This is a genomic window from Mesorhizobium sp. LEGMi-168a, from assembly GCF_058312955.1.
This window is the reverse complement of the sequence record NZ_JBZEGV010000023.1, coordinates 63,473-88,252: the sequence shown is the minus strand read 5'-3', so window position 1 is coordinate 88,252 and position 24,780 is coordinate 63,473. Positions and strand designations below refer to the sequence as shown.

The window sequence follows — 24,780 nt, the reverse complement described above, 5'->3', positions numbered from 1 at the left end:
TTATTCCCGCCCTCGCTGCGTCGGGTCGAGGATGTCGCGCAGCGCGTCGCCGATCAGGTTGAAGGCCAGCGCCAGCGCCAGGATCGCCGCGCCCGGGAAGAACACCAGCCAGGGCGCTGCCTGGAAATAGGTCTGGTTCTCGAAGATGATGTTGCCCCAGGACGCCGTCGGCGGCTGCACGCCGATGCCGAGATAGCTGAGCGTGGCTTCGAGCAGCACCGTCGTCGAGATGCCGAGCGTGCCCCAGACGATGATCGTCGGCAAAAGATGCGGCAGGATGTGGCGGATGAGGATGCGCGGGGCGCTCGCTCCTATCGTGCGCTCGGCATCGATGAACTCGCGCTCGGACAGCGAGGAGGTCTCGGTGAAGATGACGCGCGCGGTCTGCACCCAGTTGACCAGTGCGATCACCATGGCGACGATCCACAGGCTCGGCTGGAACACCGCCGCCAGGCAGATGGCCAGCAGCAGCGCCGGAAAGGCCATCATCAGGTCGGTGAAGCGCATCAGCGCGCCGCCGACCCAGCCGCGGAAATAGCCGGCCGTGACGCCGACCAGCGTGCCGATCAAAAGCGCCACGCCATTGGCGACGATGCCGATGATCAGCGAGGTGCGGGCGCCAAACAGGATGCGGGTCAACAGATCCCGGCCGAGCAGGTCGGTGCCCAGCCAGAACTTGGCGTCGGGCGGCAACGGCGCGCCTTCCAGCGTCAGCCCGTCGAACATCTGTTCGTTCGGGTCGTAGCCCGTCAGCCACGGCGCCAGGATGGCGCCGGCGAGCACGACGGCGACGACGACCAGGCCGAGCAGCGCCAGCGGCCGCTTGACCAGCCGGCGCCAGACGCCGGCGCGCGGCTTGGCTGGCATCCGGCCCACCGCCGGAAGGTCAGGCGCGATGGGATTGGCCATCGCCGTCCTCGTCTTCCGTCATCGCCACGATCCGCCGCGCCGCTTCCTCGACGCTGATTTGCCAGCTCATCGCCAGCGATCTCAGCTGCGCATAGGCGCGGTCGTCGTCGCTGCCTTTCGACAACGCCGCGACCGCGCGCACGATTGTCTGGCGCTCGCCGACCCGCTGGCGCAGCGACGCGATCTCGCCGGCAAGCCGCTTGCGCGCCTCGAAACTCTGCCTGGCGATCAGCAGCGCGCTGTAGACACCGGCAGTGCCGACCGGCTTCAGCAACTGCGCATCGGCCTTGTGCGAGAGCGTCCATTCGATACGGCCCGGCGCTTCCGAGCCGATCAGCGCCACCAGCGGCATCGGCGCCTCGCCCGGCTGCCACGGGAACTGCTCGTCGAAACCGAGGTCGGCGTCGAAGAAGACGAAATCGGCCGCCAGCGCCTCCGCCGGCAGCTGCGGCCAGCACTCGACCGCCTCGAGACCGATGGCCGACAACTGCCTGGTGATCGCCTGCACCGTGGTGTGCGGACGGTGCAGGACGAAGGCCCTGGCGCCGCCGAGATTGGGGATGCGCGCGGCCCTGCTCACGACACCACCCTCAGCCGCGGCCGGCCGAAAACCTTCGCCGGATCGTAGCGCGAAAGGTAGGGATCGGGTGCGACCTCTTCCTCGCGGCTCACCACCTCGAAGAAGCCGTCGGCAATGCGTCCGATGATCACCGGCAAGGTCGCGTGCTGCGTATGCGGGTCGATGGCGATCGGCCCGAGGCGCGTCGCGAAGCGGCGTTCGGCGAAGGCTTTCGAGAACGCCGCCGGGCCGGCGTCGGGATCGCTCGAAAGCACATCCGCCATCACCTGCACCGAGGCATAGGCGGACGCCTCGAGGGACGAGGCGAAGGCGGCCGGGCGCGGCGCGAAGTACGGTCCGGCCGAGAGATGGCCCTTGCCCGTTTCGCCGAGCGCCGGCAGCTCGCCTTCGGTGAGATTGCAGGAAATGACCGGGCAGACATCGGGCTTGAAGGCTGCATCCTCGCGTCCCAGGTCGCGATATGCCGCCAGGAAGGCATAGGACGAGGTGCCGATCAGGTTGTTGAGGATGAAATTCGGCCGCGTGACGCGGATTTCATCGATCAGGCGCGCGACATCCGCATCGCCGATGCGCAGATAGCGTTCGCCGAGCACCTTGCCGCCGGCGTCCGCGATCAGGTCACGCGCGACGCGGTTCATCTCCCAGCCCCAGATATAGTTCGACCCGAGCAGGAAGCCGTTGGCGCCGAAACGCGGCGCGACATGGGCCATCAGCGGCACCAGATGCTGGTTCGGGCAGGCATGCATGTAGACGACATGCTCATTCGCCTCGAACCCCTCGTAGGGGCAGGCATACCACAGCATGCCGCCAACCTTCTCCAGCACAGGGATCGTCTCCTTGCGGCTCCAGGAGGTGATGCAGCCGATCACGTGGCGGGCGCTGCTGGTCCGGAAGATATCCTCGCAAAGGGTGGCATAGCGGTCGGCATTGCTTTGCGGATCGCGCTCGACCGGCACCAGCTCGATGCCCTGCTGGCGATCGGCATTGATGTCGGCGATCGCCCGCATCGCGCCGGTACGGCAGGCATCCGAGACGAGCTGGTAGCTCCCGGACCGCGAATAGAGGACGCCGATCTCGATACGCCGCTTCAAACCATGCCCCAAAAATGAAAAAGCCTCGCAGCCACCGCCAGCAGGCGAGGCATACGAGGCATTCTTGCCGTCCGGCAACCGAGGCCGGTATGTTCGCGGGCTACCCTATTCCGTAGCGCCCGCCAGTCAAGCCTGAAAGTTGAATGGCCGGACGCGCCATCCAGCAAAATTTTCACCGTTCATTTTCGTGAAATCGGCGCAAACGCTGGGGATTGGCGGAAGCCCCTCAACCTCGTCATCCCAGGGCGGAGCAGCCGCGAAGCGGCGTCGCGGAGACCCTGGGATCCATTCCGTGACCTGAGCCGCGGAATGCAGCGGAGCAGAATTCTGCACCGCAGCAACGCTCGGAAGTCACGGAATGGATCCTTGGGTCTACGCGGTAAGCTTCGCTTCCCGCTCCGCCCAAGGACGACGACGGGGTGGGCGTTTCGGCCAATCTCCAAGGCATGCCGCCTGCCAAGGCCAATAGAGCCGACCGGTCAAATTTCTGCGCTAGGAACTAATCCCGCAAGCTGAACACGAAGGGCGCGGTGCGGGTGACGCGCGCGCCGAGCTCCGCCGGTGGGGTGGGCACCGTCGCACCCTGCAGCGCGCCGAGCGCGGCGCGGTCGAGATCGCCGTCGCCCGACGAGCGTGCCAGCCGGGCGGAGACCACCCTGCCGGAGGCGTCCACGGTGAAGGTGACGTTGGGGCTGCCCTCAGCCCGCCTGGGTTTGGCCGCGCTCGGATAGCGGGTGTGCCGCCTGATCCATGCCGCAAGGCTGGCATTCCACCGCGACGGGCTGACGCTGGACCGCGTCGCCGCGTTGGAGGATTGCGGCGCTGCTGCCTTCGCTCCCGTCTTGGCGTCGATGCTGGCCGTCGTCACCATCTTGGGAGGCGCCGGCTTTTCCTTCTTCGGCCGCTGCTTCGGCTTTTCGACAGGCTTCTTTTCCGCTTTCTTCTTCGCCTCGACCGGCTTGTCCGCCTTGATTTCCGTGTCGACCGGTTTCGGCTGCGGCAACGGAATGACGACGTCGGGAGCCACGGCCTCGACGGGGTCGGGCACGACCTCTTCCAACGGCTGCTGTTCGCTCAGCGCTGCCACGGTCGGCTCCGTCGGCTCGGCCTCTTCCGCTTTGTCGGCCTCGACCGGCTGCTCGGTGACCGGCTCGGTCTCTTCCACGACCGGCGCCGGGTCGGTCACCGGCTTCACTTCGCTGGGTGTTTCCGTCTGCTCGACCGAGTCCGGCCGATCAGGTGTCACCGTGTCCAGCATGGCTATGTCTTCCGGCACCGCAGGTGCAATCACCATCGGCGCCATTTCGACCGCCAGCGCCGGCGGCGGGCCGCCGTCCGGCATCTCGGCGAAGCTGAGATTCTGCACCGCATAGGCGACCGCGACATGCGCGGCGAGAATGATCGCGGCAGCACTCGTCCACAGGCCGGCTTCGCGTATGCCTAGGCGTGGTTGGAGGGACAGAGCGGCGGTCGTCATTGGCTCGTCCCGGCTGTCGGCGGCGCAGCTCCGGCGGCCGGAGCCCCTGCCGGGGCCACGCCCTCGGTACCGGATGCTGTCTCCAACCCGACCAGCGCGACCTTGAGATAACCGGCGGCGCGTAGCAGGTTCATCACCTCCATCAGCTCGCCGTAACCGACCGTCTTGTCGGCACGCAGGAAGATACGGGTCTGCCTGTCGCCCCTGGTGCGGCTATCGAGCACCGCGGCGAAGGCGGGACGCGGCACACTGTCATTGCCGATCGCCAGCGTGAGATCGCTTTTCAGCGTCAGAAACAGCGGCGTCTCGGGCCGTGGCGCCGGCGTCGCCGTCGATCCAGGCAGGTCGACATTGACGTCGACGGTCGCCAGCGGTGCCGCGACCATGAAGATGATCAGCAGCACCAGGACGACATCGATGAACGGCGTGACGTTGATCTCGTGGCTTTCCTCGAGATCCTCGCCCGCCGTTTCACGGATCCGCGCCGCCATCGCTGTTACTCCGCCGCCATGGCCGTCGCCGGCGGCACCGTGCGGAAGTCGAGATCGCGGCTGACCAGCCGCTCGACGCCGGCGGAAGCGTCGGCAAGGATCTGCCGGTAGCCGGCTATCGATCGCGCGAAGACGTTGTAGATGACCACCGCGGGAATGGCCGCGACCAGGCCCATGGCGGTGGCGAGCAGCGCTTCGGCAATGCCCGGCGCCACCACCGCCAGATTGGTGGTCTGCGCCTGCGAGATGCCGATGAAGGCGTTCATGATGCCCCAGACGGTGCCGAACAGGCCGACGAAGGGCGCCGTCGAGCCGATGGTGGCGAGCAGGCCGGTGCCGCGCGACATGCGCCGCGACGCGGCGGTCTCGATACGCGAAAGCCTGGAGGTGACGCGCTCCTTAAGGCCGTCGCCCGAGGCATGGTCCAGCGCGCCGGCCGAAAGCGCGCGCTCTTCTTCTGCCGCCCGCACCAGAAGCGCGCCCGGACCGCCGCCATGGCCAAGCGCGCGTCCGGCCTGCATCAGCGTTGCCGCATTGCCAATTGCCTGTGCCGCACGGCGGGCTCTCAGCTTGCCGCCGAGGATTTCCAGCGACTTGGCGAGCCAGATCGTCCAGGTGACCAGCGAGGCGAAGGCAAGCCCGACCATGACCGCCTTCACCACGATGTCGGCCGCCATGAACATGCCCCAGGGCGAGAGGTCATGCGGCAGCGTCAGCGCAATAGCGGCTTCGCCCTCGGCACTGTTCTGCGCCGGCTGAACCCGTTGCTCGGTTGGCGCGGCAGTGGTTGGTGGCTGGGCCGCGGGCGTCTGCGCTGTCGCGGCCGGCGTCTGCGGCGCAGGGCCCGGCTCAACGGGTGCCTGCACGGCTGCCGGCGATGCTGCCGGTTGCTGGGCAGGCATCTGTGCGGCACGCGCCGGCGTTGCCGGCGGCTCCTGCGCCACGGCAATACCGGCCGAAAGGATGACGGACGCGGCCAGCGCCGCAGAGAAACTGTTCCGGGACAAGGCTCGTCCTCGCTTCTTCATTGCACGTAACCGATGGGCTGGCCGCTGACGGGATGCTGGAGCACGCCCATCTCGACGCCGAAAATGTCCTTGAGCACGTCGCCCCGCATGATCTCGGCGGGCGTGCCGCGCCTCAGCAGCTGGCCTTGCTTCAGTGCGATCAGCTCGTCGCAGTAGCGCGCCGCCATGTTGGGGTCGTGCAGCACCACGACGACGCAAAGGCCGCGCTTGCGGCTGAGCTCTCGAACCAAGCCGAGCACCTCGACCTGATGCGCGAGGTCGAGCGCCGAGATCGGCTCGTCGAGCAGCATGACGCCGGCATTCTGCGCCACCAGCATGGCGAGCCAGGCGCGCTGCCGCTCGCCGCCGGAAAGCTCGTCCACCAGCCGGTCGGCGAAAGCGCTCATGTCGGTCAGCGCCAGCGCCTCCTCGACATGGCTTTTGTCCTGCAGCCCGAAACGGCCGAGCGCGCCATGCCAGGGATAGCGCCCGAGCGCCGCCAGCTCGCGCACGGTGAGGCCGGTCGCCGCCGGCGTCGTCTGCGGCAGATAGGCGAGCGCCCGCGCCAGCTCGCGCGCGCCCCAGCCGGTAAGCGGGCGCTCGGCGAAGCGGATATCGCCTGAGCTTGCCGGCTGCTGGCGCGCCAGAAGCTTGACCAGCGTCGACTTGCCCGAACCATTGTGGCCGATCAGCCCGTAGACGCGCGCGCGTTGCAGCTCGAGCGAGACCGGCCCAAGCAGCGTGCGCTCGCCGACGGCAAAGCGCACCGCCTCGACATGAAAAGCTGTCTGGATATCTGCTCCGGTCAACATCCGTCTCCCAAGCGGCCGCTGCCTCGGGGCTGTCGCCAGGCGGCCAACGCCGGTTGACTAGAAAACATGAGTTTACTAGTCAACTCTAAAGGTGATTTTTCTTATCAACAAATCGACACGTCGCTCTGGTGCAACGCCTGAGCGCTGTGAGGTCTGGACGGCGACGCCGTCGCTGAGCCACGATGCCGGTCGGCAATCGAGGCGATAGGCGATGATCACGGCGAGACCTTTCGACTTCCCCTATGACGGCCGGCTGGTGCCGCAACACACCGCGCTGCTGGTGATCGACCTGCAGGAGGATTTCCTGTCGCCGACAGGATACTTCGCCCGGAAAGGCTATGACCCCTCGCCGCTGAGGGCGATCCTGCCGGCCGTGAACCGGCTGATTGCCGCCGCCCGCGCCGCCGGCCTGACCATCATCCACACCAGGCAAGGCTATCGCGCCGACATGGCCGACATGACGCCTTACGAGAAATGGCGCCGCAAGCGGGCAGGACTGGAGGGTACCGACATCCTGCTGCGCTCCAGCCCGGGCTTCCAGATCGTCGCCGACATAGAAGTCAGGCCCGAAGACATCGTCGTCGACAAGACCTGCAACGGCGCCTTCACCTATACCGACCTGGAGCTCGTGCTGCGCGCGCGGGACATAACCCACCTGCTCTTCACCGGCTGCACCACCGATGTCTGCGTGCACACCACCTTGCGTGAGGCCTGCGACCGCAATTTCCAGTGCCTGACAATTTCCGACGCCTGCGCCAGCGGCGACCAGAAGGCGCACGAAGCCGCCCTGCACATGGTGACCGTCGAGGATGGCGTTTTCGGCGCGCTGGCGGATACGGAGGCCGTCATCACCGCGCTGTCACGGCTCGCCGGTGCGGCGAGCTGACGATTTCGGGATCGCGTGGATCGCCGACCTCCGGCCAGCCGATATCCTTGCGGATATCCATCGGCAGCAAATAGAGTGCTCTGGCCGCCCGGTAGCGGGCATGGACAGCGGCGTATTCGGTCGCCAGGCGCCTGATGGATGACAGGATCGACATTTTTCTCTCCCTTGGTTGATGCCGGCGTCGAAGCATCGGCACCCACCAGGACGAACGACCGGCGCGTTTCGGAACGGAGGCAGGGAATTTTTCTGAAAATGACCTCTGCATTGCCGATCGACAGGCATTTGCTGGCCACTCTTCGTCGAGGGCCAAATTTTTTTGCATGCGCCGTTCCGTTCCCGGCAGCGCGTTCGTCTTGATGGTCGTGACGATCGCGGAAGCCAAGGCGGCCTCCGCCACTGGGGCAATTCCAGGAAAAGTGTGAAACGGTTTTCCGTCCAGAATTGCCTCAAAACAAAGAGACAGAGCGGTTCGCCGTTTCCGTGAAACGGTGAAACGCTCTAGGACAAACGGAGCCAAGCCATGTCGACCGCAGTGACCTTGATCAATGTCTTCACCGCCAAGCCCGGCAAGCAGCAGGACCTCGCCAAGGTGCTTGCCGAAGGGACGCGGAGCTTCTTCAGCAAGCAACCGGGCTCGCTGGCGTCATCCGTGGTCGTCGGTAGCGACGGCAGCAAGGTCGTCAACATCTCGCAATGGCGCTCGGCCGAAGACATCGCCGCCTTCCGCAGCGATCCCCGCTTGGCCGAATATATGAAGACGATCATGGAGCATGGAACCGGCGAGAGCGTGATGGGGCACACCAGCTATTCCCATACCGGCGGAATGGAAAACTGAAGCAATTCCAGGAAAAGTGTGAAACGGTTTCCCGTCCGGAATTGCGTCAAAACAAAGGGAACGAGGCTTCGTGACCGGCTCGGAGCATGTTGCGACGATCGAAACCAGGCTTCGCGCCTTCGAGCGCGAAGCCGCAGGCCTGAGGGCCAAGCTGCACCGCTACTGCTCGCGCATGGTGGGATCGGTCATCGATGGCGAAGACATCGTCCAGGAGGCTTTGGCCAAAGCTTTCGTGGCGATCAGGAATGGCGACATGCCCGACAAGACCGAGTCCTGGCTGTTTCGCATCGCGCATAATTCAGCGCTCGATTTCCTGCGCAAGCGGAGCCGCTCCAAGGCACGTGAGAGTGACGTCGAGCTCGACACGATCGCCGACGGGGACTCGCCCATCGACGCGCGTATCGCTGCCGAGGCGAGCCTTGCCGAGCTGATGCAGCTACCGCCGGCGCAAAGATGCACCGTCGTGCTGAAGGACGTGCTGGGCCACAGCCTGGAAGAGATCGGCGATATCCTCGAAACCACCGAAACGGCGATCAAGGGCGCGCTGCAGCGGGGCCGCGAGAGCCTGCGCAAGCTGGCGGCAGCACCTCGGGCAGCAACCCCACGCCCGACGCTCAACCCACAGGACATGCGGCGCCTCGGCGACTATGTCGCCGCCTTCAATGCCCGGGATTTCGACGCCTTGCGCGGCCTGCTTGCCGACGACGTGAAGCTGGAACTGGTCAATCGGCTGCGCGCCGAAGGCAAGGACTATGTCGGCAATTATTTTGGCCGTTATGCCGACGAGACGCATTGGCATTTCACCACCGGCCTCGTCGAAGGCCGCCCCGCCATCCTGGTCACCAGCCCGGATCGTCCGGACGGGCCGCCGCGCTACTTCATCCTCATCGATTGGCAGAACGGCCGGATCGCCGGCATCCGCGATTTCCTGTTCGCGGACTATGTCATGGACGGTGTGGATTACTCATCCCAGCCATAGCAGGATAATCGCATATGGCGGCGCCAGCCCCCCACTCCGGCCGCTGCGCGGCCACCTCTCCCCCATGTTCATGGGGGAGAGGTGGCTCGGCGAAGCCGAGACGGAGTGGGGGAGCGCCATATGCGACTGCCTGCCAGCCATAGAGGAACGTCGAACAGAAGTTCCCTGGAAATCACCGACCCGTAAGCGGACTGCCACCGGATCCGGCCCGCTCAGCCTGCGCGGATCTCGGCGAAGGAATGAGGCGCAAGCATTCTGGGCTGCGGAACCTCGGCCTCGCGCCGCGCCAACGAATTCGCGATCAGCGTGACCGTCTCGCGCCCGATCCGGGCAATCTCGCTCGGCCGGTCGATACCGCTGATCATGAATTCCTCGATGCCGAGCGTGGCATAGGGCAAAAGAGTCAAGGCGAGCCGCGCCGGTGGCCCGGAAACGTCAACCGCCTTGTGGTCGAAGGTGCCCGACCAGCCCTCGGGGCGAATGCGGACCGGCAGGGCGAAGCGCAGCCTGCGGGCGCGGCCATGCTCGGCGGCGGCGCTGCGCGCCCGCTGCATCAATTGCGCAACCTCGTCCGGCGCGCCGGCGGCCAGCTCGAAGACATCGGCATGCCGGCCGGCGACTTTCAGCGCTGTGCCCGATTGTCCGCCGAGGCGGATGGCGAGGTCTGCGCCATGCGGGCCCTTGCGCGGTACATAGCCGCCTCTCACGCTGTAGAAGGCGCCTTCGTGATCGAAAGGCTTGTCGTTCGACCACAGCCGCTTCAACAGCACCAGATATTCGTCGATGCGCTGCCAGACCACGCTGTGACCGACAGGCCGCGCCTCGGCATCGCTGTCCTCCAGCGGTTCGCTCAACATGCGAAGCGACAGGCGGCCGCCGCTTTTGCGATCGAGCGCCGCGAGCTGCCTTGCCGCCACCGTCGGCTCGATCACGCCGGCCCAATGCGTCAGCACCACTTCCAGCGAGGCCGTGCGGTCGAGCGTCTGGGCGGCGATGTCCATATTGGTGAGCAGGCCGGCCGGGTCGTCGACCACCAGCTTGCGGAAACCGGCATCCTCGATCAGCGACAGCTTGGTCGCGGTCTCGGCAAAATCGTAGAAGAAGCTGCCATTGGCAGGCTTACCGGGAACATGCGTGAACTCGATCGGCATTGCCATCTCCTCCATCACGTTGGATCGCCCCGCTCTTGAAAAACCCGCGAACAAGGCGCGCGACAGCGCCCTGGCGCGCGGCCAGTCATCTGCTCCGACTACTCAACTCAGATTCTTGGGCAGCGGGGCTCAGGCCCCGATGCGATTACGGAATGAGACCCAGCACCACCGCGCCGGTGAACACGAATGCCAGCGCGAAGACGAGATAGGCGAAGGTGCCGCCATAGGCGGGCCTCCAGCTCTGGTCGGCGGTCAGCCTTTGGCCCTTGCGCTGAGCGTTCTGGATGTAGGACATGGTCGAGCCTCCGTCTCAGCCATTAATCTATAAAGTTAGTAGACTTTGTCGATTGCTATTTTTGAGACGTTTTTGAAACGATATTCTCAGAGTCTGGGGTTTGATGGTTTTTCTTACCCTTCTGAAGGGGCGATTCCGGCCGTCAAAGCATGCGACGCTGACTTTGAACGGAGCTGCGATCACTCGGTCGAAGCGGCCTTTCAAAGCCAAAAGCCCTTTGTTCGACAAGCGCTTGGCCATCCGGAGCGTCAGGGATAGCATCGGCTTCGAGCAAACAGAAACCCTCGGAATCGGACGGAGAAAGACATGGGTGGAAGGCTGGCGGGCAAGGTCGCCATCATTTCGGGCGGCGCGACGGGCATGGGCGGAGCGGCTTCCGAGCTGTTCGCCGCCGAAGGCGCCAAGGTGGCGATCATCGACCGCAACGGCGAGGCGGCGGGCGCGACGGCGGCGGCGATCCGCGCCCGCGGCCATGTCGCCGAGCATTTCGTCGCCGATGTTTCCGACGAGGCGCAAGTCGAAGCGGCAGCGAAGGCGGCGGCCGAAAAGTTCGGGCCGGTGACCGTGCTGTTCAACCACGCCGGCACCATCGTGATAAAGCCCTTCCTGGAAACGACGCTCAAGGAATGGGACTGGCTGCACGCCGTCAACGTGCGCTCGATGTTCCTGATGACGCGCGCGGTGCTGCCCGGCATGATCGCCGCCGGCGGCGGCTCGATCGTCTGCACCTCGTCGATCTCGGCGGTGGCGGCAACGCCGAACGAAGTGCTCTACGACACCACCAAAGGCGCCTGCCACATGTTCGCGCGCGCCATCGCGGTCGAGTTCCGCGACCGCAACATCCGCTGCAACGCCGTCTGCCCTGGCTTCATCCGCACGCCGCACGGAATGCGTGAGGTCGCCGACCTCGGCAAGCTCGGCGTCGACGTTTCGGATGCGGCGATGGCCGCGCAGCAAGGCCGCATCGGCGAGCCGGAGGAAGTGGCAAAGGCAGCGCTATTCCTCGCCAGCGACGAATCGAGCTTCGTCAACGGCGCGCATCTGTTTGTCGACAACGCGTTCACGGCAATTTGAGGCGTCACCCTTCCTCTACCCCGTCGATCGGGGGAGAGGTGTCGAGCGCAGCTCGACGGTGTGGGGGTCGACCCTCGGCGCGGCGCAGGAAGATTCTTGCGACTTGGTCCCCTTTCAATATTCGTTGGCGACGGTTGCCAAGTGGTTCCCCCACTCCGTCGCTGCTTCGCAGCGCCACCTCTCCCCCTCCGGAGCAGGGTAATCGCATATGGCGGCGCCAGCCCCCCACTCCGTCCGCTGCGCGGCCACCTCGCCCCCATGTTCATGGGGGAGAGGAACCCAAGCTTTTCAAGGCCGCGACCCCTTCGCGGTTGGCGTTTCCTCTCCCTCCACGAATGTGGGGGGAGAGGTGGCTCGGCGAAGCCGAGACGGAGTGGGGGAGCGCCATATGCGATTACCCTGCCCTCCGGAGGGAGAGGAAAGAACACCAGGCTACCGCTCTTCCCTCCGGAACGGCTTCAGCAGCGCAGACGGCGCCACCGCGTTGCGCGACATGAACGCCATGGCGACGATGGTGAAGATGAAGGGCAGCATCAGGAACGCTTCGTAAGGAATGTGCCCGAGTCCGCTGGCCTGCATGCGCAATTGCAGCGCATCGACAAAGGCGAAGAGCAGCGCAGCCCCTGCGGACCGCCACGGATCCCAGCGGCCGAACACGACCAGCGCGATCGCCACCCAGCCGCGGCCCGACACCACGCCGAAGGTGAAGGCGTTGAACTGCGCCATGGTGAGAAAGGCGCCGGCGAGCCCCATCAGCGCGCCGCCGAGGATGACGGCCTGGAAGCGCGTTGCGATCACGCTGACGCCGGCCGAGTCGGCGGCACGCGGGTTCTCGCCGACCATGCGCACCGAAAGCCCCCATGGCGTGCGGTAGAGCACGAAGGCGGCAAGCGGGATGGCGATGATCGCTAGGTAAACCAGCGTGAACTGGTTGAACACCGCCGGGCCGAGGATCGGGATCTCCGAAAGCAGCGGGATCGGCGCCGGCTTGAAACCATCGATGCTCGGCGGCACCGATTGCTGGCCGAAGATCAGCCGGTAGAGGAAATAGGCAAGGCCGGATGAGAACAAAGTCACGCCGATGCCGCAGACATGCTGGCTGAGGCCCAGCGCCACGGTAAACAGCGCATGCAGCGCCCCCATCAGCGCGCCGACGAGCACGGCCACCAGCACGCCCAGCCACAGGCTGCCGCTGAGGCTGGCGGCGGTGAAGCCGGCCATGGCCGACAAAAGCATGATGCCTTCGATGCCGAGATTGAGCACGCCGGCGCGTTCGGAAAACATCTCGCCGAGCGTGGCGAAGGCTAAAGGCGTGGCGATGCGGATGATCGCGGCAAGGAAGCCGACCTGGAAAATCTGCTCGAACACCGCGCTCATCAGGATGCTCCCACATGGCGGATGCGGTAGGCGGTGAAGAGCAGCGCCACCAGCATGGCAAGCAGCGCCGTGCCCTGGATGACATCACTGAGGAAAGCCGGCACGCCGGTTGCGCGCGACATTGCCTCGGCCCCGGTCATGACCGCGGCAAGGAAGATCGCCGCCGGCACCACGCCGAGCGGGTTGAGCCGGGCGAGCATCGCGACGACGATGCCGGAATAGCCATAGCCCGGCGAGATGTCGCTCATCACCTGGAAATGGACGCCGCCGACCTCGCCGACACCGGCGAGCCCGGCCAGCGCGCCGGAGAGCAGCGCGGTGGAAAGCAGCACACGCTGCACATTGATGCCGCCATAGCGCGCCGCCTCCGGATTCTCGCCGGTGACGCGGATGCGGAAGCCGAGCGTGGTGCGCGCGATCAGGAACCAGCAAAGGGGTGCTGCGATCAGCGCCACGATGACGCCGAGATGCAGCCGCGTGCCTTCGATCAGCACCGGGAAATTGGCCGAATCCTCGATCGGCGGCGAGATCGGGTAGCCGCTGAATGTATCCTTCCACGGCCCCTCGATCAGCGCCATCAGCGCATAGTAGATGACCGAGTTGAGCAGCAGCGAGCTCACCACGTCGTCGACCTTGAACTTCACGCGCAGCGTCGCCGGCACCAGCGCGACGACCGCACCCGCGGCGGCGCCCGCCAGCGCCATCAACAGCATGGCGAGGTAACCCGGCATCGGGATCGCGCCGACGGCGCAGCTTGCCACCGCGCCAGCCAGCAACTGGCCCTCGGCGCCGATGTTCCAGAATTTGGCGCGGAAGGCGATCGCCACCGCGAGGCCGGTGAAGATCATCGGCGCGGCGCGCACCAATGTCTCGGTGATGGCGTAGCTGTCGCCGAGCGAGGCCGAGAGCATCACGCCATAGGCGTCGATCACGCCGGCGCCGGCGACCGCGATCAGCCCGCTGCACAGCACCAGCGCGACGGCGATGGCCAACAACGGCAGCGCGAGATTGAACCAGGCGGGCGTCGACGTGCGGGCTTCGAGACGAAACATCAGGCGTGCCCCTCCGCGCCGGTCATCATCAGGCCAAGCCTTGCGACGGTGGCCCCGGCACCGGAAAGCGTGCCGGCGATACGGCCCTCATACATCACCGCGATGCGGTCCGAGAGCATCAAAAGTTCCTCGAGGTCCTCGCCGATAACGATGATGCCGCAGCCTTTGGCGCGCATGGCGAGGAACTTCTCGTGGATGAAACGGGCAGCACCTATGTCGAGGCCGCGCGTCGGCTGCGACACGATCAACACCTTCGGATCGAAGGCGAGCTCGCGTGCCAGCAATGCCTTTTGCAGATTGCCGCCGGACAGCGCGCCGGCGCGCACCATCGGTCCGGGACAGCGTATGTCGTAAGCCTTGATCTGCTCTTCGGCGAAGGCGCGGATCGCGGCGGGACTGAGCAGTCCCTTGCGGCTGAAGGCCTCCGTGCCGATGCGCGGCAGCACCATGGAATCGGCAAGCGGCAGGTTGGTGACCAACCCGGTCGTCATCCGGTCCTCGGGAATGCGCCCGAGCCCGAGCGCCTGCAGCGCGCGCGGCGAAAATTGCGCGACCTCTTTGCCGGCTATCGTCATTGTTCCGGCCAGAGGCGACAGCATGCCGGAGATGACGTCGGCGAGTGCCCGCTGGCCGTTGCCGGAGACGCCGGCGATGCCCAGTATCTCGCCCGCCCGGACGAAAAGCGAGACATCGCGCAGCGGCGTGCCGGCATGGCCGGAGGTGGAAATGCCGTCGAGCGTCAGCACGCAGGCGCCGGGCGTCGAGGCCTCCTTGGTGGGCGGCACGATCTCGTGGCCGCACATCAGTTTGGCCATTTCGGCCGAGGTCGTGCTTGCGGGATGATCGACGCGGCCGGCGACTTTGCCGTGGCGCAGCACGACGCAGCGATGGGTGAGCGCCCGGACTTCGTTGAGCTTGTGCGAGATGAAGATGATGCCGAGCCCCTGGCCCGCCATCGAGCGTAAGGCGGCGAACAGGCCGTCGACCTCGCTCGGCGCCAGCACCGCCGTCGGCTCATCGAGGATCAAGAGCTTCGCGCCGCGAAACAGTGCCTTGATGATTTCCAGCCGCTGCTGCTCGCCGACCGAAAGCGTCGCGACCGGCAGGTCTGGATCGAGGCTCAGCCCATGCTGGCGCCCGATCTCCTTGAGCCGGGCGAGCCCACCCGCGCGATCGATGCGACCGGATTTGCCCGGGATGCCGATCAGGAGGTTTTCCAGCACCGTCAACCGCGGCGCGAGATGGAAATGCTGGTGCACCATGCCGATGCCGGCGGCCAAGGCGTCGGCGGAATTATGGATGGCGACCGGCCTGCCCTCGACCAGGATCTCGCCGGCATCGGGCGCATAGGCACCGAACAGCACATTCATCAGCGTCGTCTTGCCGGCGCCGTTCTCGCCCAAAAGGCCGAGTATCTCGCCGGGGGCGACGCTGAGATCGACGGCCTCGTTGGCCTTGACGGCGCCGAAGCTCTTGGTGATGCCGCGCATTTCGATCAGAGGGGCGGACAAGATAGCTCCTGCGCTGATACCCCTCCCCCTCGAGGGGAGGGTGCCGAGCGAAGCGAGGCGGGAGGGGTCACCTCAACCGCCTCGACGTTGACGTTGGAAGACGGAGCGCGTCGCGGGCGACCCCTCCCGGCCCTGCGGGCCACCCTCCCCTCAAGGGGGAGGGGTTATGCCGCGCCTAATCCGAAACCGGCGTGTTCTCGTCGACGTCGACACGGAAATTGCCTTCCAGGATCTCGGCCTTCTTCTTCTCGACCAGATCCTTCACCTCGGCCGGCAGCGTCTTGTCAAACTTGTGGTAGGGCGCCAGATACGAGCCGCCCTTGGCCATGCGCGAGAAGTCGCCATAGTCCTGCGCGGTGAACACGCCAGCCTTGACCAGCTTGATCGCCTGCTCGACGGTCGGGTACATGTCCCAAACCGGGCCGGTGATGACCGTGTCGGGACCGAGGCTCGACTGGTCGGACATGTTGGAGATGGCAAGAATCTTCTTCTCGACCGCCGCCTCGATGACGCCGAAACGCTCGGCGTAGATGACGTCGACGCCGGCATCGATCTGCGCCACCGCCGCTTCCTTGGCCTTCGGCGGATCGAAGAAGGAGCCGATGAAGGCGACCTTCTTCTTGACGTTCGGGTTGACCTCCTTGGCGCCGGCAAAGAAGGCGTTGACCAGCCGGTTCACTTCCGGAATGCCCATCGCCGCGACGGCGCCGACCGTGCCCGACTTCGACATCTTGCCGGCGATCATGCCGGAGAGATAGGCGGGCTCGTGGATCCAGTTGTCGAAGACGCCAAAATTGGGTTCCGCCGGGCCGGCGCCCGAGCCGAACAGCCAGGCTGTCTTCGGGAACTGTTTTGCCGTGCGGCGCGATTCGCGCTCGGCGGCGAAGGCGTCGCCCAGCACCAGCTGGTAGCCGCCCTGCGCGTATTCGCGCATGACGCGGCTGAAGTCGGCGGTCTGCACCTTTTCCGACCATTTGTATTCGATGCCCAGTTCCTTGTCGGCCTTCTGCAGGGCGACGTGGATCTGGTTGTCCCACGGCTCCTCGATCGGCGTGGCGAAGATCGCCGCCACCTTCAGCTTCTTGTCCTTGGCGAAGGCCACGCTCGGCAGCGCCGCCGCCGCGAGGCCGAGCGCGCCGAGTTCCAGCACGTTGCGCCGCGACAGGCTGGCGCGATGGGTTTTGCTACGTTCGTTTTCCATTGAAGTTCCCCTCGGTTCGACGGCCGTGTCGAGCCGGCCGTTCAAAAAATGTCAGACACCAGGACTATGGAACGGCGCCCGAGATTTGTCCACATGGTCAAATTTGGTTGGCGGCTCGGAAATTGGAGGCGCCGGCAGGACAGAGGGGGGCGCGAAGGAACTCGGCGTAACCGCACTATCCGCCCACAACCTCCCAGCGCCTCGTCTCAGCAAATCGCCTCAGCGCCGGCGCCGGCTCAAAGATCGCCCGACCGGCGTGCTCGTGCCAATACTCCAACCGCTCGACGATCCTGCCAGCCCCTTCAAGCCCAGCCCAGAACATCGGCCCGCCCTTGCCGACCGGGAAGCCGTAGCCATTGACCCAGACGACATCGATATCGGAAGCGCGCGCCGCGATGCCTTCCTCGAGAATCTTCGCGCCCTCATTGATCAGCGGATAGAGCGTGCGCTCGATGATCTCTTCCGCGCCGATCACACGCGGCTCGATACCCAGCTCGGTTGCCTTGGCCCGGATGAGCGTCTCTACCTCCGGATCGGCAAGCGGCTCACGCGAGCCGCTCTCATAGCGATACCAGCCGCGCCCGGTCTTCTGGCCGAAACGCCCCTCTTCGCACAGCGTGTCGGCAATCGCCGCCGTCTGGCCGCGCGCCTTTCGGTTGCGCCAGCCGATGTCGAGGCCGGCGAGATCGCCCATCTGGAACGGTCCCATCGGCCAGCCGAAATCGGTGAACGCCTTGTCGACCTGGGCAGATGTCGCGCCTTCCAGCAGCAACGCTTCGTTCTCCGCACCCCGCGCGGACAGCATGCGGTTGCCCACAAAACCGTGGCAGACGCCGACGACGACCGCCACCTTGCCGATGCGTCGGGCGAGATCGGCCACTGTCGCTAGAACGTCCGGCGAGGTCTTGTCGGCGCGCACGATCTCAAGCAGCTTCATGACGTTGGCCGGCGAGAAGAAATGCATGCCGAGCACGTCCTGCGGCCGCGAGGTCGAGGCTGCGATCGCGTCGACGTCAAGATAGGAGGTGTTGGTGGCCAGGATGGCGCCGGACTTGGCGACGGCATCCAGCTTGCCGAACACTTCTTTCTTGACCGCCATGTCCTCGAACACGGCTTCGACGATCAGGTCGCAGTCCGCGAGATCGGCATAATCGGTGCTGCCCTTGAACAGCGCCAGCCGTTGCCGTTGCGCCTCCTCGGTCAGCGAGCCACGGCTGACCGAGACGGCATAATTCTTCTCGATCATCGCCAGTCCGCGCTGCAGCGCTTCCTCGCCGGTTTCCAGCAAGGTCACCGGAAAACCGCCATTGGCGAAAGCCATGGCGATGCCGCCGCCCATCGTGCCGGCGCCGATGATGCCGACGCGGGCGATCTTGCGCTTTTGCAGATCCGTGCCCGGCACCTTCGCCGCCTCGCGCTCGGCGAAGAACAGATGCCGCTGCGCCCGCGACTGGTCGCCGGAAACGAGTTTTGCGAAGAGCTGCCGCTCGGCGGCCAGCGCATCGTCGAATGGCAGTGTGATCGCGTTGCGCACCGCCTCGGCACAGGCAAGCGGCGCTTCCAGCCCACGCGCCTTTTTGGCGAGTTCAACCGCCTGGACGTCGAAGGCGCCGAGATCGGTTTCGGCAAGACGCTCGTTGCAATCGCGCACGGGCACGAATGGTCCACCGTCGGCGACCATTTCGTTTGCGAAACGAACCGCGTTCGCCAACAGATCGCCATCGAAGGTCGCATCGACAAGGCCTGCCGCCTTGGCCTCGCCGGCCGAAATCGGCGTTCCCGAAACGATCATGCCGAGCGCCTTCGCGGCACCGATAAGGCGCGGCAGGCGCACCGTGCCGCCGCCGCCCGGCAGCAGGCCGAGCTTCACTTCCGGCAGGCCGAGCTTGGCGCCTCGATCGGCGACGCGGAAATGGCAACCGAGCGCCAGCTCCAGCCCGCCGCCAAGCGCCGTGCCGTGTATAGCGGCGACCGTCGGCTTGGCGATGGTTTCCAGCAGCGCAACGATGGCGCGCAGCTCCGGCTGCTCGACCGGCTTGCCGAATTCGGTGATGTCGGCGCCGGCGACAAAGGTCCGCCCGGCGCAGGTGATAACGATGGCCTTGGCGGAGGGATCGTCGCGCAAGGCCGCAAACGCCTCGTAGAGCGGCTTGCGGACATGAAAGCTCAGCGCATTGACCGACGGATTGTCGATCGTGACAACCGCGACGCCGTTCTCGTTCGCGACGCTGACGAAATTGGACAAGCGGAACCTCCCGAGACCGATCATGATCGCGGATGGGTTTACTAGGCCGCGGCGCGAATGGGAACCCGGCCCGACGCTGGCTCAATGCTTGTCCGAAAGCTTAGCGGGAGACGTCGCGATCCTTCACACCAGCCTCTCACGATTACCGCACTGCCTGCTCCCCACCCGCCGCCGTAATCACCCCGACGATGATCAGCCCGGTCAGCACCAGCCGCACCCCGGCGCTGACGCCAAAAGTGTTGAGCATGGTGAGCAACAGTACCAGGAACAGGCCGGCGCCCCAGACGCCGGGCACATTGGCCTTGCCGCCGGCGACCGACGTGCCGCCGATGACGACGACCGCGATCGAGGCGAGCAGGTATTCGTTGCCGATGTCGACATTGGCGCCGCGGAAATAGCCGGCGAGCAGCGCGCCGTCGATGCCGCCCAGCGCGCCGCACAGCGTGTAGGTGAGGAAGCGGATGCGGCCGACATTGACGCCGGCGAGCCAGGCGGCGCGGATGTTCTGGCCGATCGCCAGCACCGAGCGGCCATAGATCATGCGCTGAAGCGCCAGTGCCGCGCCGACTGTGAAGACCACCGTCAGCATCGCCAGCACCGGAATGCCGAGGACCTGCCAGTTGGTGAAATCGGCAAAACCCGGCGGCGGCTTGATCTGCAGGCCGCGGCCATAGCTGATGTCGACCGACTGGATGATGAAGCTCGCCGACAGCGTCGCGATGATCGGCGGGATCCTGAGCGCCCAGATCAGCAGATAGTTGATCGCGCCGATGGCCGCGCCGCAGGCGAGCGCGGCAAGCAGCCCGACGACGATCATCGAATCGCTGCCGCCCATCACTTTCATCGCCACCGCGCTGGCGAGTCCGATATTGGCCGGCAGCGACAGGTCGACATTGCCGGGCCCGAGCGTGATGACGAACATCTGCCCGACGCCGACGATGACGGTGAAGACCGCCAGCGAAAGTGCCGCCGTGACCATGCCGCCGGCGCCGTAGCCGCCGGTGAAGGCGACCGTCGCCAGCCACACCACAAGCGCGCCGACGAAGGACCAGAGCCAGGGTTTTTCGAGCAGCGTCCGCACAGACGTCATGGCTCACCTCTCCCTGCGGCTGATCAGCACCCGCGCCGCCAGCACGATGATCAGGATCGCGCCGTTGGCGGCCACCTGCCAGTCGGGCGGGATGCGCATGAAGGTGAGAAGCGGCGACGCGGCCAGCGCCAAGGTCAGCGCGCCGATGACGGCGCCGATCGGCGACACGCGGCCGCCGACGAACTCGCCGCCGCCGAGGATGACGCCGGCGATCGAAAGCAGCGTGTAGCCGTTGCCGATATTGGCGTCGGCCGAGGTGGTGATGCCGATCAGCGCCATGCCGGAGAGCACGCCGAACAGGCCGGTCAGCGCGAAGAGCACGATCTTGGTCCGGAGCAGCGACCAGCCGGCGCGCCTGAGCGCCGCGGCATTGCCGCCGGAGCCGCGCAGGATGACGCCATAGGAAGTGCGCATCAGGCCGAAATGCACCACGGCCGCGATCAGCAGCGCCGCAAGGATCGGGAACGGGATGTAGGGCGGCTTGAACGACATGATCGAAAGCAGCCAGTCCGGCGCCTTGCCGCCCGGCTTCGGCAGGATGAGGATGGCGAGCCCCTGCCAGACGAAGCTCATGCCGAGCGTCACCACGATCGAGGGCAGGTTGCGCAGATGGATCAGCGCGCCGAGCAGCGCGTAGACGCCGATCGAGCCGAGAAGCACCGCGATGCCGATGAGCGGCGCGTCCCTCAGCCATGTCGCGGTGACGCAGCCGACGAAGCCGACGAAAGTGCCGATCGAGAGGTCCAGCTCATTGCCGGCGATGACGAACATCTGCGCGATCGTCGCCAGCGCGATCGGGATCGCCAGATTGAGCATCAAATTGAAGCCGAAATAGCTGATGGCGCGCGGGTTGAGCCAGGCGATGGCCATCAGCACCAGCGCCAGCGACAGCGCCGGCAAAAGGCTGCGCAGCATGCGCGCCCTGGCCGCGCCGCCGCGCGGCGAGGATTTCGGGAGCGTGCCTGGAGCGATCGCCGTCATCTCAGGCCGCATCGCCGAACGAGGACTGGATGATCTTTTCTTCCGTCAGCTCGTCGCGGCCGAGATCGGCGACGATCCGCCCATTCTTGAAGACATAGACGTGGTCGCAATTGTCGAGCTCTTCGGTTTCGGTGGTGTACCAGAGGAAGGTCCGGCCCTTGGCGGCCTCCTCGCGCACGAGGTCGTAGACTTCCAGCTTGGTGCCGATGTCTACCCCGCGCATCGGATCGTCCATCAGCACGATCTCGGCATCCGAGCCGAGCGCGCGGGCAAACAGCGCCTTCTGCTGGTTGCCGCCCGACAGCGAATAGATGTTGTTGTTCATGTCGGGCGTGCGGATGCCGATCTTCTGCTTCCAGAATTCGGCGAGCTCCGCCTCTTGCTGCGGAGAAATCAGCAGGCCGCTGCGCAGCCGCGCCAGCGAACGGACGCCGATGTTCTGCGCGATCGACCATTGCGCGAAGATGCCGTCCGACTGGCGGTCGCCGGCAACCAGCGCCACCGGCGCGGTCACCTCGATGCCGGTTTTGGCACGGGACGCCGCCGAGAAGATCGCGAGCAACAGGTCCGTCTGGCCATGGCCGGCAAGACCGGCAAGGCCGATGATCTCGCCCGCGCGGGCGACAAGCTCCTTGCCGTCCTGCTGCCGTACCGGACGCGCTTTGACCCGCAGAGCACCAGTCTCGATCTTCCGGGCCTCGGCGGCGGCCTTTTGGTGCCCTTCGGCGCCGCCCATGGCGGCGACCAGCTTGTCGCGATCGAACGCGCTTGCCGCGTCAGCGGCGACGACCTTGCCGTCGCGCATCACCACGATGCGGTCGGCGTTCTGCAGCACCTCGCCCAGCACATGCGAGATCAGGATGCAGCTGCCGCCCGCTTCGACGAAGCGGCGCACGAAAGCGAGCAGCTGGCCCGCCGTATGCGCGTCGAGCGACGAGGTCGGCTCGTCGAGGATGACCAGGTGCAGCGGCTCGCGTGTCAGCGTGAAGGCGCGCGCCACCTCGACCATCTGCCGCCGTCCGATCGAGAGGTCGCCGGCAATGTCGTCCGCCGCAATGCCGTGGTCGGGAAAGATCTCGTCGAGCTTGGTCTGGATGAGGTCGGCTGCCTTGCGCCGCCAGCCGAAACCGGCGAGCGAGGGATGATTGATGCGGGTGTTTTCGGCGACGCTGAGGTTGGGGCAGAGCGACAGCTCCTGGAAGACGCAACGTATGCCGAGCTCGAGCGCGCGCGCCACGGAATAGCTCGCTTCCTGATTGCCGCGCACGGCGATCTGCCCGCCATCGGGCCGCAGCGTGCCCGCCACCATATGCATCAGCGTCGACTTGCCGGCGCCGTTGTGCCCGACCAGCCCGACGCATTCGCCGGCGCCGACATGAAAGTCGACGCCGTTGAGCGCCCGGACGGCGCCGAAATGTTTTTCGGCGCCGTCCAGCCTGACGATGTCTGCAATAGCCTGGAGCATCCTCAACTTTTATCCGGTTGGCGATGCGGCTGGCAACGTCACGCCGCTACTGCTTGATGTTGGCCTTGATGGCCGCGATGGCGTCGTCCTGGGTGTATTCGTGGGTGGCGACGCCGCCTTCCTTGATCTTCGGCAGCGCTGCCTCGAAATCGTCCTGGGTGAAGGCGAGATAGGGCACCAGGAGATCGTGCGGAATATCCTTGCGGCCGTCGAGCACCTGCTGCGCCACCCAGAAGGCAAGCGTCGACACGCCGGGGGCGATCGAGGCCGACCAGGTCGTGTAGCCGTCCTTCTCCTTCTGCTCCTTCCACCACTTCAGCTCGTCCTGGCGGTTGCCCATGATGATGGTCGGGCGCGGCTTGCCGGCGGCGGCGAAGGCTTGCGCGGCGCCATAGCCGTCACCGCCCTGGTCAACGATGCCGATGACATCGGGCAGCGACGGCAGGATGGTCGCCACCGCCTTCTGCGCCGTGGTCTGATCCCAGTCGCCGGTTACCGAGCCGACGATCTTGAACTCGGGATGGGCGGCGACGCCTTCGAGGATGCCTGCATGGATGGCATCGTCAATCGAAGTGCCGGCAAGGCCGCGGATCTCCAGCAGGTTGCCGCCCTTCGGCTGGAACTTGGCCATCTGCTCGACTTCCTGCTTGCCCATGTCCTTGAAGTCGACAACGACGCGGTAAGCGCAAGGCTCGGTGACGGTGCCGTCGAAGGAGACGACGACGATGTTGGCGTCGCAGGCCTGCTTGATGGCGCCGTTGAGCGCATCCGGCGAGGCGGCGTTGATGACGATGGCGTCATAGCCCTGCAGGATCAGATTCTGCACCTGCGCTGCCTGCGTCGGCACTTCCTTGTCGGCTGTGGTGAAGACATCCGCCGCCGCCACCACCTTGTCGTCGACCGCTTTTTTGGTGACGATGCCGTAGCTGTCGAGCATCGCCTGGCGCCACGAATTGCCGGCGTAATTGTTGGAGAAGGCGATCTTCTTGCCGCTTGTGTCGGCAAGCGCCGTGCCCGAGGCGAGCATGGCCGCAAAAGCGCTCAAGACGAGTAGTTTCTTCATGTCATTATCCTCCCGATGTGTTGACTGTTGCACTTCTATCGGCTCCTCCGAGCCGGTTTCACTCCAATCCGATCCGAGCGCTCACGCTCAAAACAGCCTCAGCCCCGGCACCCGCACCCTCAGCCGGTAAAGCGACGTCGAGGCGGTGATGTAGAGGCTTCTCAGATCCTCATCGCCGAAGGTGAAATTGGCACAATCTTCCGGCGTCGCAATGACGCCGAGAAGATCGCCTGAAGCATCGAAGACATGGATGCCGCCGGGGCCGGTGCAATAGAGGTTGCCGCGGCTGTCGATCTTCATCCCGTCGGGGGACCCCGGCGCGTCGCCTTCCGTCACCGCCCAAACCGCGCCGCCATTGAGGTCGCCGTCGGCTTCCACGCCAAACACGCGGATGTGGCCGCGCTTGGTGTCATTGACGAACAGCCTCGATTCATCGAGCGAGAAGCAGAGCCCATTGGGCTGGACGAAGTCGTCGGCCAACAGCGTCAGCCGCGCGCCGTCGCCATCGATGCGGTAGACGCCCTGGAACGGCAGCTCCTGCGCCCTCGGCACGCCATAGAATTCCGCCCGTCCGTATGTCGGGTCGGTGAAATAGATCGATCCTCCGGTGGCGACGACGATGTCGTTCGGGCTGTTGAGCTGCTTGCCCTGATGATGGGTGGCGAGAACCGTCGTCGTGCCATTCGGTTCGGCGCGGGTGACGCGGCTGGTCGCATGCTCGCAGGTCAGCAGCCGGCCCCGGCGGTCGAGCGTGTTGCCATTGGCCATCTGGCTGGGATCGCGGAACAGCTCGATCTCGCCCGAAGTGCCGAGCCGATACATGCGGCTTTGCGGAATGTCGGAAAAGACCAGCCATTTCTCGTAAGGATGCCACACCGGCCCTTCGATGAAGCCGTAGCCGGTGGCGAGCCGCTCCATCGCCGCGTTGCCGACGACATCGTCAAAGCCGGAATGACGGGCGCGCGCCGGGTTCGACATTACGAGACCTTTGGCTCCCGCACCGGCTTGCCGGCGACGAACCAGTCGCTGCCTGGCACATCCTCGATCACCACCCAGATCGCGTCCATGGGCAACTCGGCGACCTCGCTGATCGCTTCGGTGACACGGCGCGAGATCTCGTTCTTGCGCTTTTGCGAATGGCCTTCGAGTATCCGAATGCTGACGAACGGCATGGCGCTTCCCCGGCATCTTTTTTGTAGGACAAAAGC

25 protein-coding genes are annotated in these 24,780 nt (G+C 65.7%); 4 read left to right on the top strand and 21 right to left on the bottom strand.

The window, feature by feature from the left end; genetic code table 11:
* From AC4FWB_RS25300 to AC4FWB_RS25270, 7 genes are all read right to left on the bottom strand, one after another.
* The gene (locus AC4FWB_RS25300; protein WP_491028979.1) at positions 1 to 867 is read right to left on the bottom strand and encodes an ABC transporter permease; all 867 of its coding nucleotides are present in this window, start codon (positions 865 to 867) and stop codon (positions 1 to 3) included.
* Between the two features lie 19 nt (positions 868 to 886).
* Positions 887 to 1,489: an ANTAR domain-containing response regulator gene (locus AC4FWB_RS25295; protein ID WP_491028957.1), complete on the bottom strand. Its 603-nt coding sequence runs from the start codon at positions 1,487 to 1,489 to the stop codon at positions 887 to 889.
* Positions 1,486 to 2,580 (bottom strand): transporter substrate-binding protein, encoded by a 1,095-nt coding sequence (locus AC4FWB_RS25290; RefSeq protein ID WP_491028956.1) that lies wholly within the window; start codon positions 2,578 to 2,580, stop codon positions 1,486 to 1,488. Before AC4FWB_RS25290 ends, AC4FWB_RS25295 begins: the two co-directional genes overlap by 4 nt.
* A 499-nt stretch (positions 2,581 to 3,079) precedes the next feature.
* Positions 3,080 to 4,057, bottom strand: a complete 978-nt coding sequence (locus AC4FWB_RS25285; RefSeq protein ID WP_491028955.1) for a TonB family protein — start codon at positions 4,055 to 4,057, stop codon at positions 3,080 to 3,082.
* Positions 4,054 to 4,548, bottom strand: a complete 495-nt coding sequence (gene exbD / locus AC4FWB_RS25280; protein ID WP_491028954.1) for a TonB system transport protein ExbD — start codon at positions 4,546 to 4,548, stop codon at positions 4,054 to 4,056. The genes AC4FWB_RS25285 and exbD overlap by 4 nt, the downstream gene beginning before the upstream one ends.
* Positions 4,549 to 4,553: 5 nt before the next feature.
* Positions 4,554 to 5,555, bottom strand: a complete 1,002-nt coding sequence (gene exbB / locus AC4FWB_RS25275) for a tonB-system energizer ExbB (RefSeq protein WP_491028953.1) — start codon at positions 5,553 to 5,555, stop codon at positions 4,554 to 4,556.
* 17 nt (positions 5,556 to 5,572) lie between these two features.
* Entirely contained in the window at positions 5,573 to 6,367 is a 795-nt protein-coding gene (locus AC4FWB_RS25270; protein WP_491028952.1) for an ATP-binding cassette domain-containing protein, read from the bottom strand.
* 211 nt (positions 6,368 to 6,578) lie between these two features.
* On the opposite strand from AC4FWB_RS25270, the gene AC4FWB_RS25265 reads away from it, so the two are divergent.
* Positions 6,579 to 7,253, top strand: coding sequence for a cysteine hydrolase family protein (locus AC4FWB_RS25265; RefSeq protein WP_491028951.1), 675 nt, complete (start codon positions 6,579 to 6,581; stop codon positions 7,251 to 7,253).
* Here the strand turns inward: AC4FWB_RS25265 and AC4FWB_RS25260 are convergent.
* A complete protein-coding gene (locus tag AC4FWB_RS25260) occupies positions 7,216 to 7,635 on the bottom strand; it encodes a hypothetical protein (protein WP_491028950.1) in 420 nt (139 codons plus the stop codon). The genes AC4FWB_RS25265 and AC4FWB_RS25260 overlap by 38 nt on opposite strands.
* Positions 7,636 to 7,773: 138 nt before the next feature.
* On the opposite strand from AC4FWB_RS25260, the gene AC4FWB_RS25255 reads away from it, so the two are divergent.
* Together AC4FWB_RS25255 and AC4FWB_RS25250 are read left to right on the top strand one after the other, a co-directional pair.
* The gene (locus AC4FWB_RS25255) at positions 7,774 to 8,088 is read left to right on the top strand and encodes an antibiotic biosynthesis monooxygenase family protein (protein ID WP_491028949.1); all 315 of its coding nucleotides are present in this window, start codon (positions 7,774 to 7,776) and stop codon (positions 8,086 to 8,088) included.
* A 70-nt stretch (positions 8,089 to 8,158) separates the two neighbouring features.
* Positions 8,159 to 9,067: a sigma-70 family RNA polymerase sigma factor gene (locus AC4FWB_RS25250; RefSeq protein WP_491028948.1), complete on the top strand. Its 909-nt coding sequence runs from the start codon at positions 8,159 to 8,161 to the stop codon at positions 9,065 to 9,067.
* A gap of 212 nt (positions 9,068 to 9,279) precedes the next feature.
* On the opposite strand, the gene AC4FWB_RS25245 is transcribed toward AC4FWB_RS25250, so the two are convergent.
* Both AC4FWB_RS25245 and AC4FWB_RS25240 read right to left on the bottom strand, forming a co-directional pair.
* Positions 9,280 to 10,218, bottom strand: coding sequence for an LLM class flavin-dependent oxidoreductase (locus AC4FWB_RS25245; RefSeq protein WP_491028947.1), 939 nt, complete (start codon positions 10,216 to 10,218; stop codon positions 9,280 to 9,282).
* 145 nt (positions 10,219 to 10,363) lie between these two features.
* Complete coding sequence (locus AC4FWB_RS25240) at positions 10,364 to 10,513, bottom strand: hypothetical protein (protein ID WP_125004176.1); 150 nt, start codon at positions 10,511 to 10,513, stop codon at positions 10,364 to 10,366.
* A 306-nt stretch (positions 10,514 to 10,819) separates the two neighbouring features.
* On the opposite strand from AC4FWB_RS25240, the gene AC4FWB_RS25235 reads away from it, so the two are divergent.
* Positions 10,820 to 11,587 carry an SDR family NAD(P)-dependent oxidoreductase gene (locus AC4FWB_RS25235; protein ID WP_491028946.1) on the top strand — a complete coding sequence of 256 codons (768 nt, stop codon included), beginning with the start codon at positions 10,820 to 10,822 and terminating at the stop codon, positions 11,585 to 11,587.
* Between the two features lie 432 nt (positions 11,588 to 12,019).
* Here AC4FWB_RS25235 and AC4FWB_RS25230 read toward each other — a convergent pair whose 3' ends face one another.
* From AC4FWB_RS25230 to AC4FWB_RS25180, 11 genes are all read right to left on the bottom strand, one after another.
* Positions 12,020 to 12,964 (bottom strand): ABC transporter permease, encoded by a 945-nt coding sequence (locus AC4FWB_RS25230; RefSeq protein WP_491028945.1) that lies wholly within the window; start codon positions 12,962 to 12,964, stop codon positions 12,020 to 12,022.
* Complete coding sequence (locus tag AC4FWB_RS25225; protein WP_491028944.1) at positions 12,964 to 14,016, bottom strand: ABC transporter permease; 1,053 nt, start codon at positions 14,014 to 14,016, stop codon at positions 12,964 to 12,966. Before AC4FWB_RS25225 ends, AC4FWB_RS25230 begins: the two co-directional genes overlap by 1 nt.
* The gene (locus AC4FWB_RS25220; RefSeq protein ID WP_491028943.1) at positions 14,016 to 15,527 is read right to left on the bottom strand and encodes an ABC transporter ATP-binding protein; all 1,512 of its coding nucleotides are present in this window, start codon (positions 15,525 to 15,527) and stop codon (positions 14,016 to 14,018) included. Before AC4FWB_RS25220 ends, AC4FWB_RS25225 begins: the two co-directional genes overlap by 1 nt.
* 175 nt (positions 15,528 to 15,702) lie before the next feature.
* A complete protein-coding gene (locus AC4FWB_RS25215) occupies positions 15,703 to 16,728 on the bottom strand; it encodes a BMP family protein (protein ID WP_491028942.1) in 1,026 nt (341 codons plus the stop codon).
* 175 nt (positions 16,729 to 16,903) lie between these two features.
* A complete protein-coding gene (locus AC4FWB_RS25210) occupies positions 16,904 to 18,973 on the bottom strand; it encodes a 3-hydroxyacyl-CoA dehydrogenase NAD-binding domain-containing protein (protein WP_491028941.1) in 2,070 nt (689 codons plus the stop codon).
* Positions 18,974 to 19,115: 142 nt separating this feature from the next.
* Positions 19,116 to 20,063 carry an ABC transporter permease gene (locus AC4FWB_RS25205; RefSeq protein ID WP_491028940.1) on the bottom strand — a complete coding sequence of 316 codons (948 nt, stop codon included), beginning with the start codon at positions 20,061 to 20,063 and terminating at the stop codon, positions 19,116 to 19,118.
* A 3-nt stretch (positions 20,064 to 20,066) separates the two neighbouring features.
* Positions 20,067 to 21,044 carry an ABC transporter permease gene (locus AC4FWB_RS25200; RefSeq protein WP_491028939.1) on the bottom strand — a complete coding sequence of 326 codons (978 nt, stop codon included), beginning with the start codon at positions 21,042 to 21,044 and terminating at the stop codon, positions 20,067 to 20,069.
* 1 nt (position 21,045) lies between these two features.
* Positions 21,046 to 22,509, bottom strand: coding sequence for a sugar ABC transporter ATP-binding protein (locus AC4FWB_RS25195; RefSeq protein WP_491028938.1), 1,464 nt, complete (start codon positions 22,507 to 22,509; stop codon positions 21,046 to 21,048).
* A gap of 46 nt (positions 22,510 to 22,555) precedes the next feature.
* Complete coding sequence (locus AC4FWB_RS25190) at positions 22,556 to 23,572, bottom strand: ABC transporter substrate-binding protein (RefSeq protein WP_491028937.1); 1,017 nt, start codon at positions 23,570 to 23,572, stop codon at positions 22,556 to 22,558.
* Positions 23,573 to 23,659: 87 nt separating this feature from the next.
* Entirely contained in the window at positions 23,660 to 24,550 is an 891-nt protein-coding gene (locus tag AC4FWB_RS25185) for an SMP-30/gluconolactonase/LRE family protein (protein WP_491028936.1), read from the bottom strand.
* A complete protein-coding gene (locus AC4FWB_RS25180; RefSeq protein ID WP_491028935.1) occupies positions 24,550 to 24,744 on the bottom strand; it encodes a tautomerase family protein in 195 nt (64 codons plus the stop codon). The genes AC4FWB_RS25185 and AC4FWB_RS25180 overlap by 1 nt, the downstream gene beginning before the upstream one ends.
* Between the last annotated feature and the right edge of the window lie 36 nt (positions 24,745 to 24,780).

What these genes read in the sequence shown, in the direction of transcription:
- AC4FWB_RS25300 (WP_491028979.1), bottom strand. Translation starts at nt 867, where the DNA reads ATGCCAGCCAAGCCGCGCGCCGGCGTCTGGCGCCGGCTGGTCAAGCGG.
- AC4FWB_RS25285 (WP_491028955.1), bottom strand. Translation starts at nt 4,057, where the DNA reads ATGACGACCGCCGCTCTGTCCCTCCAACCACGCCTAGGCATACGCGAA.
- exbD (WP_491028954.1), bottom strand. Translation starts at nt 4,548, where the DNA reads ATGGCGGCGCGGATCCGTGAAACGGCGGGCGAGGATCTCGAGGAAAGC.
- AC4FWB_RS25270 (WP_491028952.1), bottom strand. Translation starts at nt 6,367, where the DNA reads ATGTTGACCGGAGCAGATATCCAGACAGCTTTTCATGTCGAGGCGGTG.
- AC4FWB_RS25265 (WP_491028951.1), top strand. Translation starts at nt 6,579, where the DNA reads ATGATCACGGCGAGACCTTTCGACTTCCCCTATGACGGCCGGCTGGTG.
- AC4FWB_RS25255 (WP_491028949.1), top strand. Translation starts at nt 7,774, where the DNA reads ATGTCGACCGCAGTGACCTTGATCAATGTCTTCACCGCCAAGCCCGGC.
- AC4FWB_RS25245 (WP_491028947.1), bottom strand. Translation starts at nt 10,218, where the DNA reads ATGCCGATCGAGTTCACGCATGTTCCCGGTAAGCCTGCCAATGGCAGC.
- AC4FWB_RS25240 (WP_125004176.1), bottom strand. Translation starts at nt 10,513, where the DNA reads ATGTCCTACATCCAGAACGCTCAGCGCAAGGGCCAAAGGCTGACCGCC.
- AC4FWB_RS25235 (WP_491028946.1), top strand. Translation starts at nt 10,820, where the DNA reads ATGGGTGGAAGGCTGGCGGGCAAGGTCGCCATCATTTCGGGCGGCGCG.
- AC4FWB_RS25230 (WP_491028945.1), bottom strand. Translation starts at nt 12,964, where the DNA reads ATGAGCGCGGTGTTCGAGCAGATTTTCCAGGTCGGCTTCCTTGCCGCG.
- AC4FWB_RS25225 (WP_491028944.1), bottom strand. Translation starts at nt 14,016, where the DNA reads ATGTTTCGTCTCGAAGCCCGCACGTCGACGCCCGCCTGGTTCAATCTC.
- AC4FWB_RS25215 (WP_491028942.1), bottom strand. Translation starts at nt 16,728, where the DNA reads ATGGAAAACGAACGTAGCAAAACCCATCGCGCCAGCCTGTCGCGGCGC.
- AC4FWB_RS25205 (WP_491028940.1), bottom strand. Translation starts at nt 20,063, where the DNA reads ATGACGTCTGTGCGGACGCTGCTCGAAAAACCCTGGCTCTGGTCCTTC.
- AC4FWB_RS25200 (WP_491028939.1), bottom strand. Translation starts at nt 21,044, where the DNA reads ATGACGGCGATCGCTCCAGGCACGCTCCCGAAATCCTCGCCGCGCGGC.
- AC4FWB_RS25195 (WP_491028938.1), bottom strand. Translation starts at nt 22,509, where the DNA reads ATGCTCCAGGCTATTGCAGACATCGTCAGGCTGGACGGCGCCGAAAAA.
- AC4FWB_RS25190 (WP_491028937.1), bottom strand. Translation starts at nt 23,572, where the DNA reads ATGAAGAAACTACTCGTCTTGAGCGCTTTTGCGGCCATGCTCGCCTCG.
- AC4FWB_RS25185 (WP_491028936.1), bottom strand. Translation starts at nt 24,550, where the DNA reads ATGTCGAACCCGGCGCGCGCCCGTCATTCCGGCTTTGACGATGTCGTC.
- AC4FWB_RS25180 (WP_491028935.1), bottom strand. Translation starts at nt 24,744, where the DNA reads ATGCCGTTCGTCAGCATTCGGATACTCGAAGGCCATTCGCAAAAGCGC.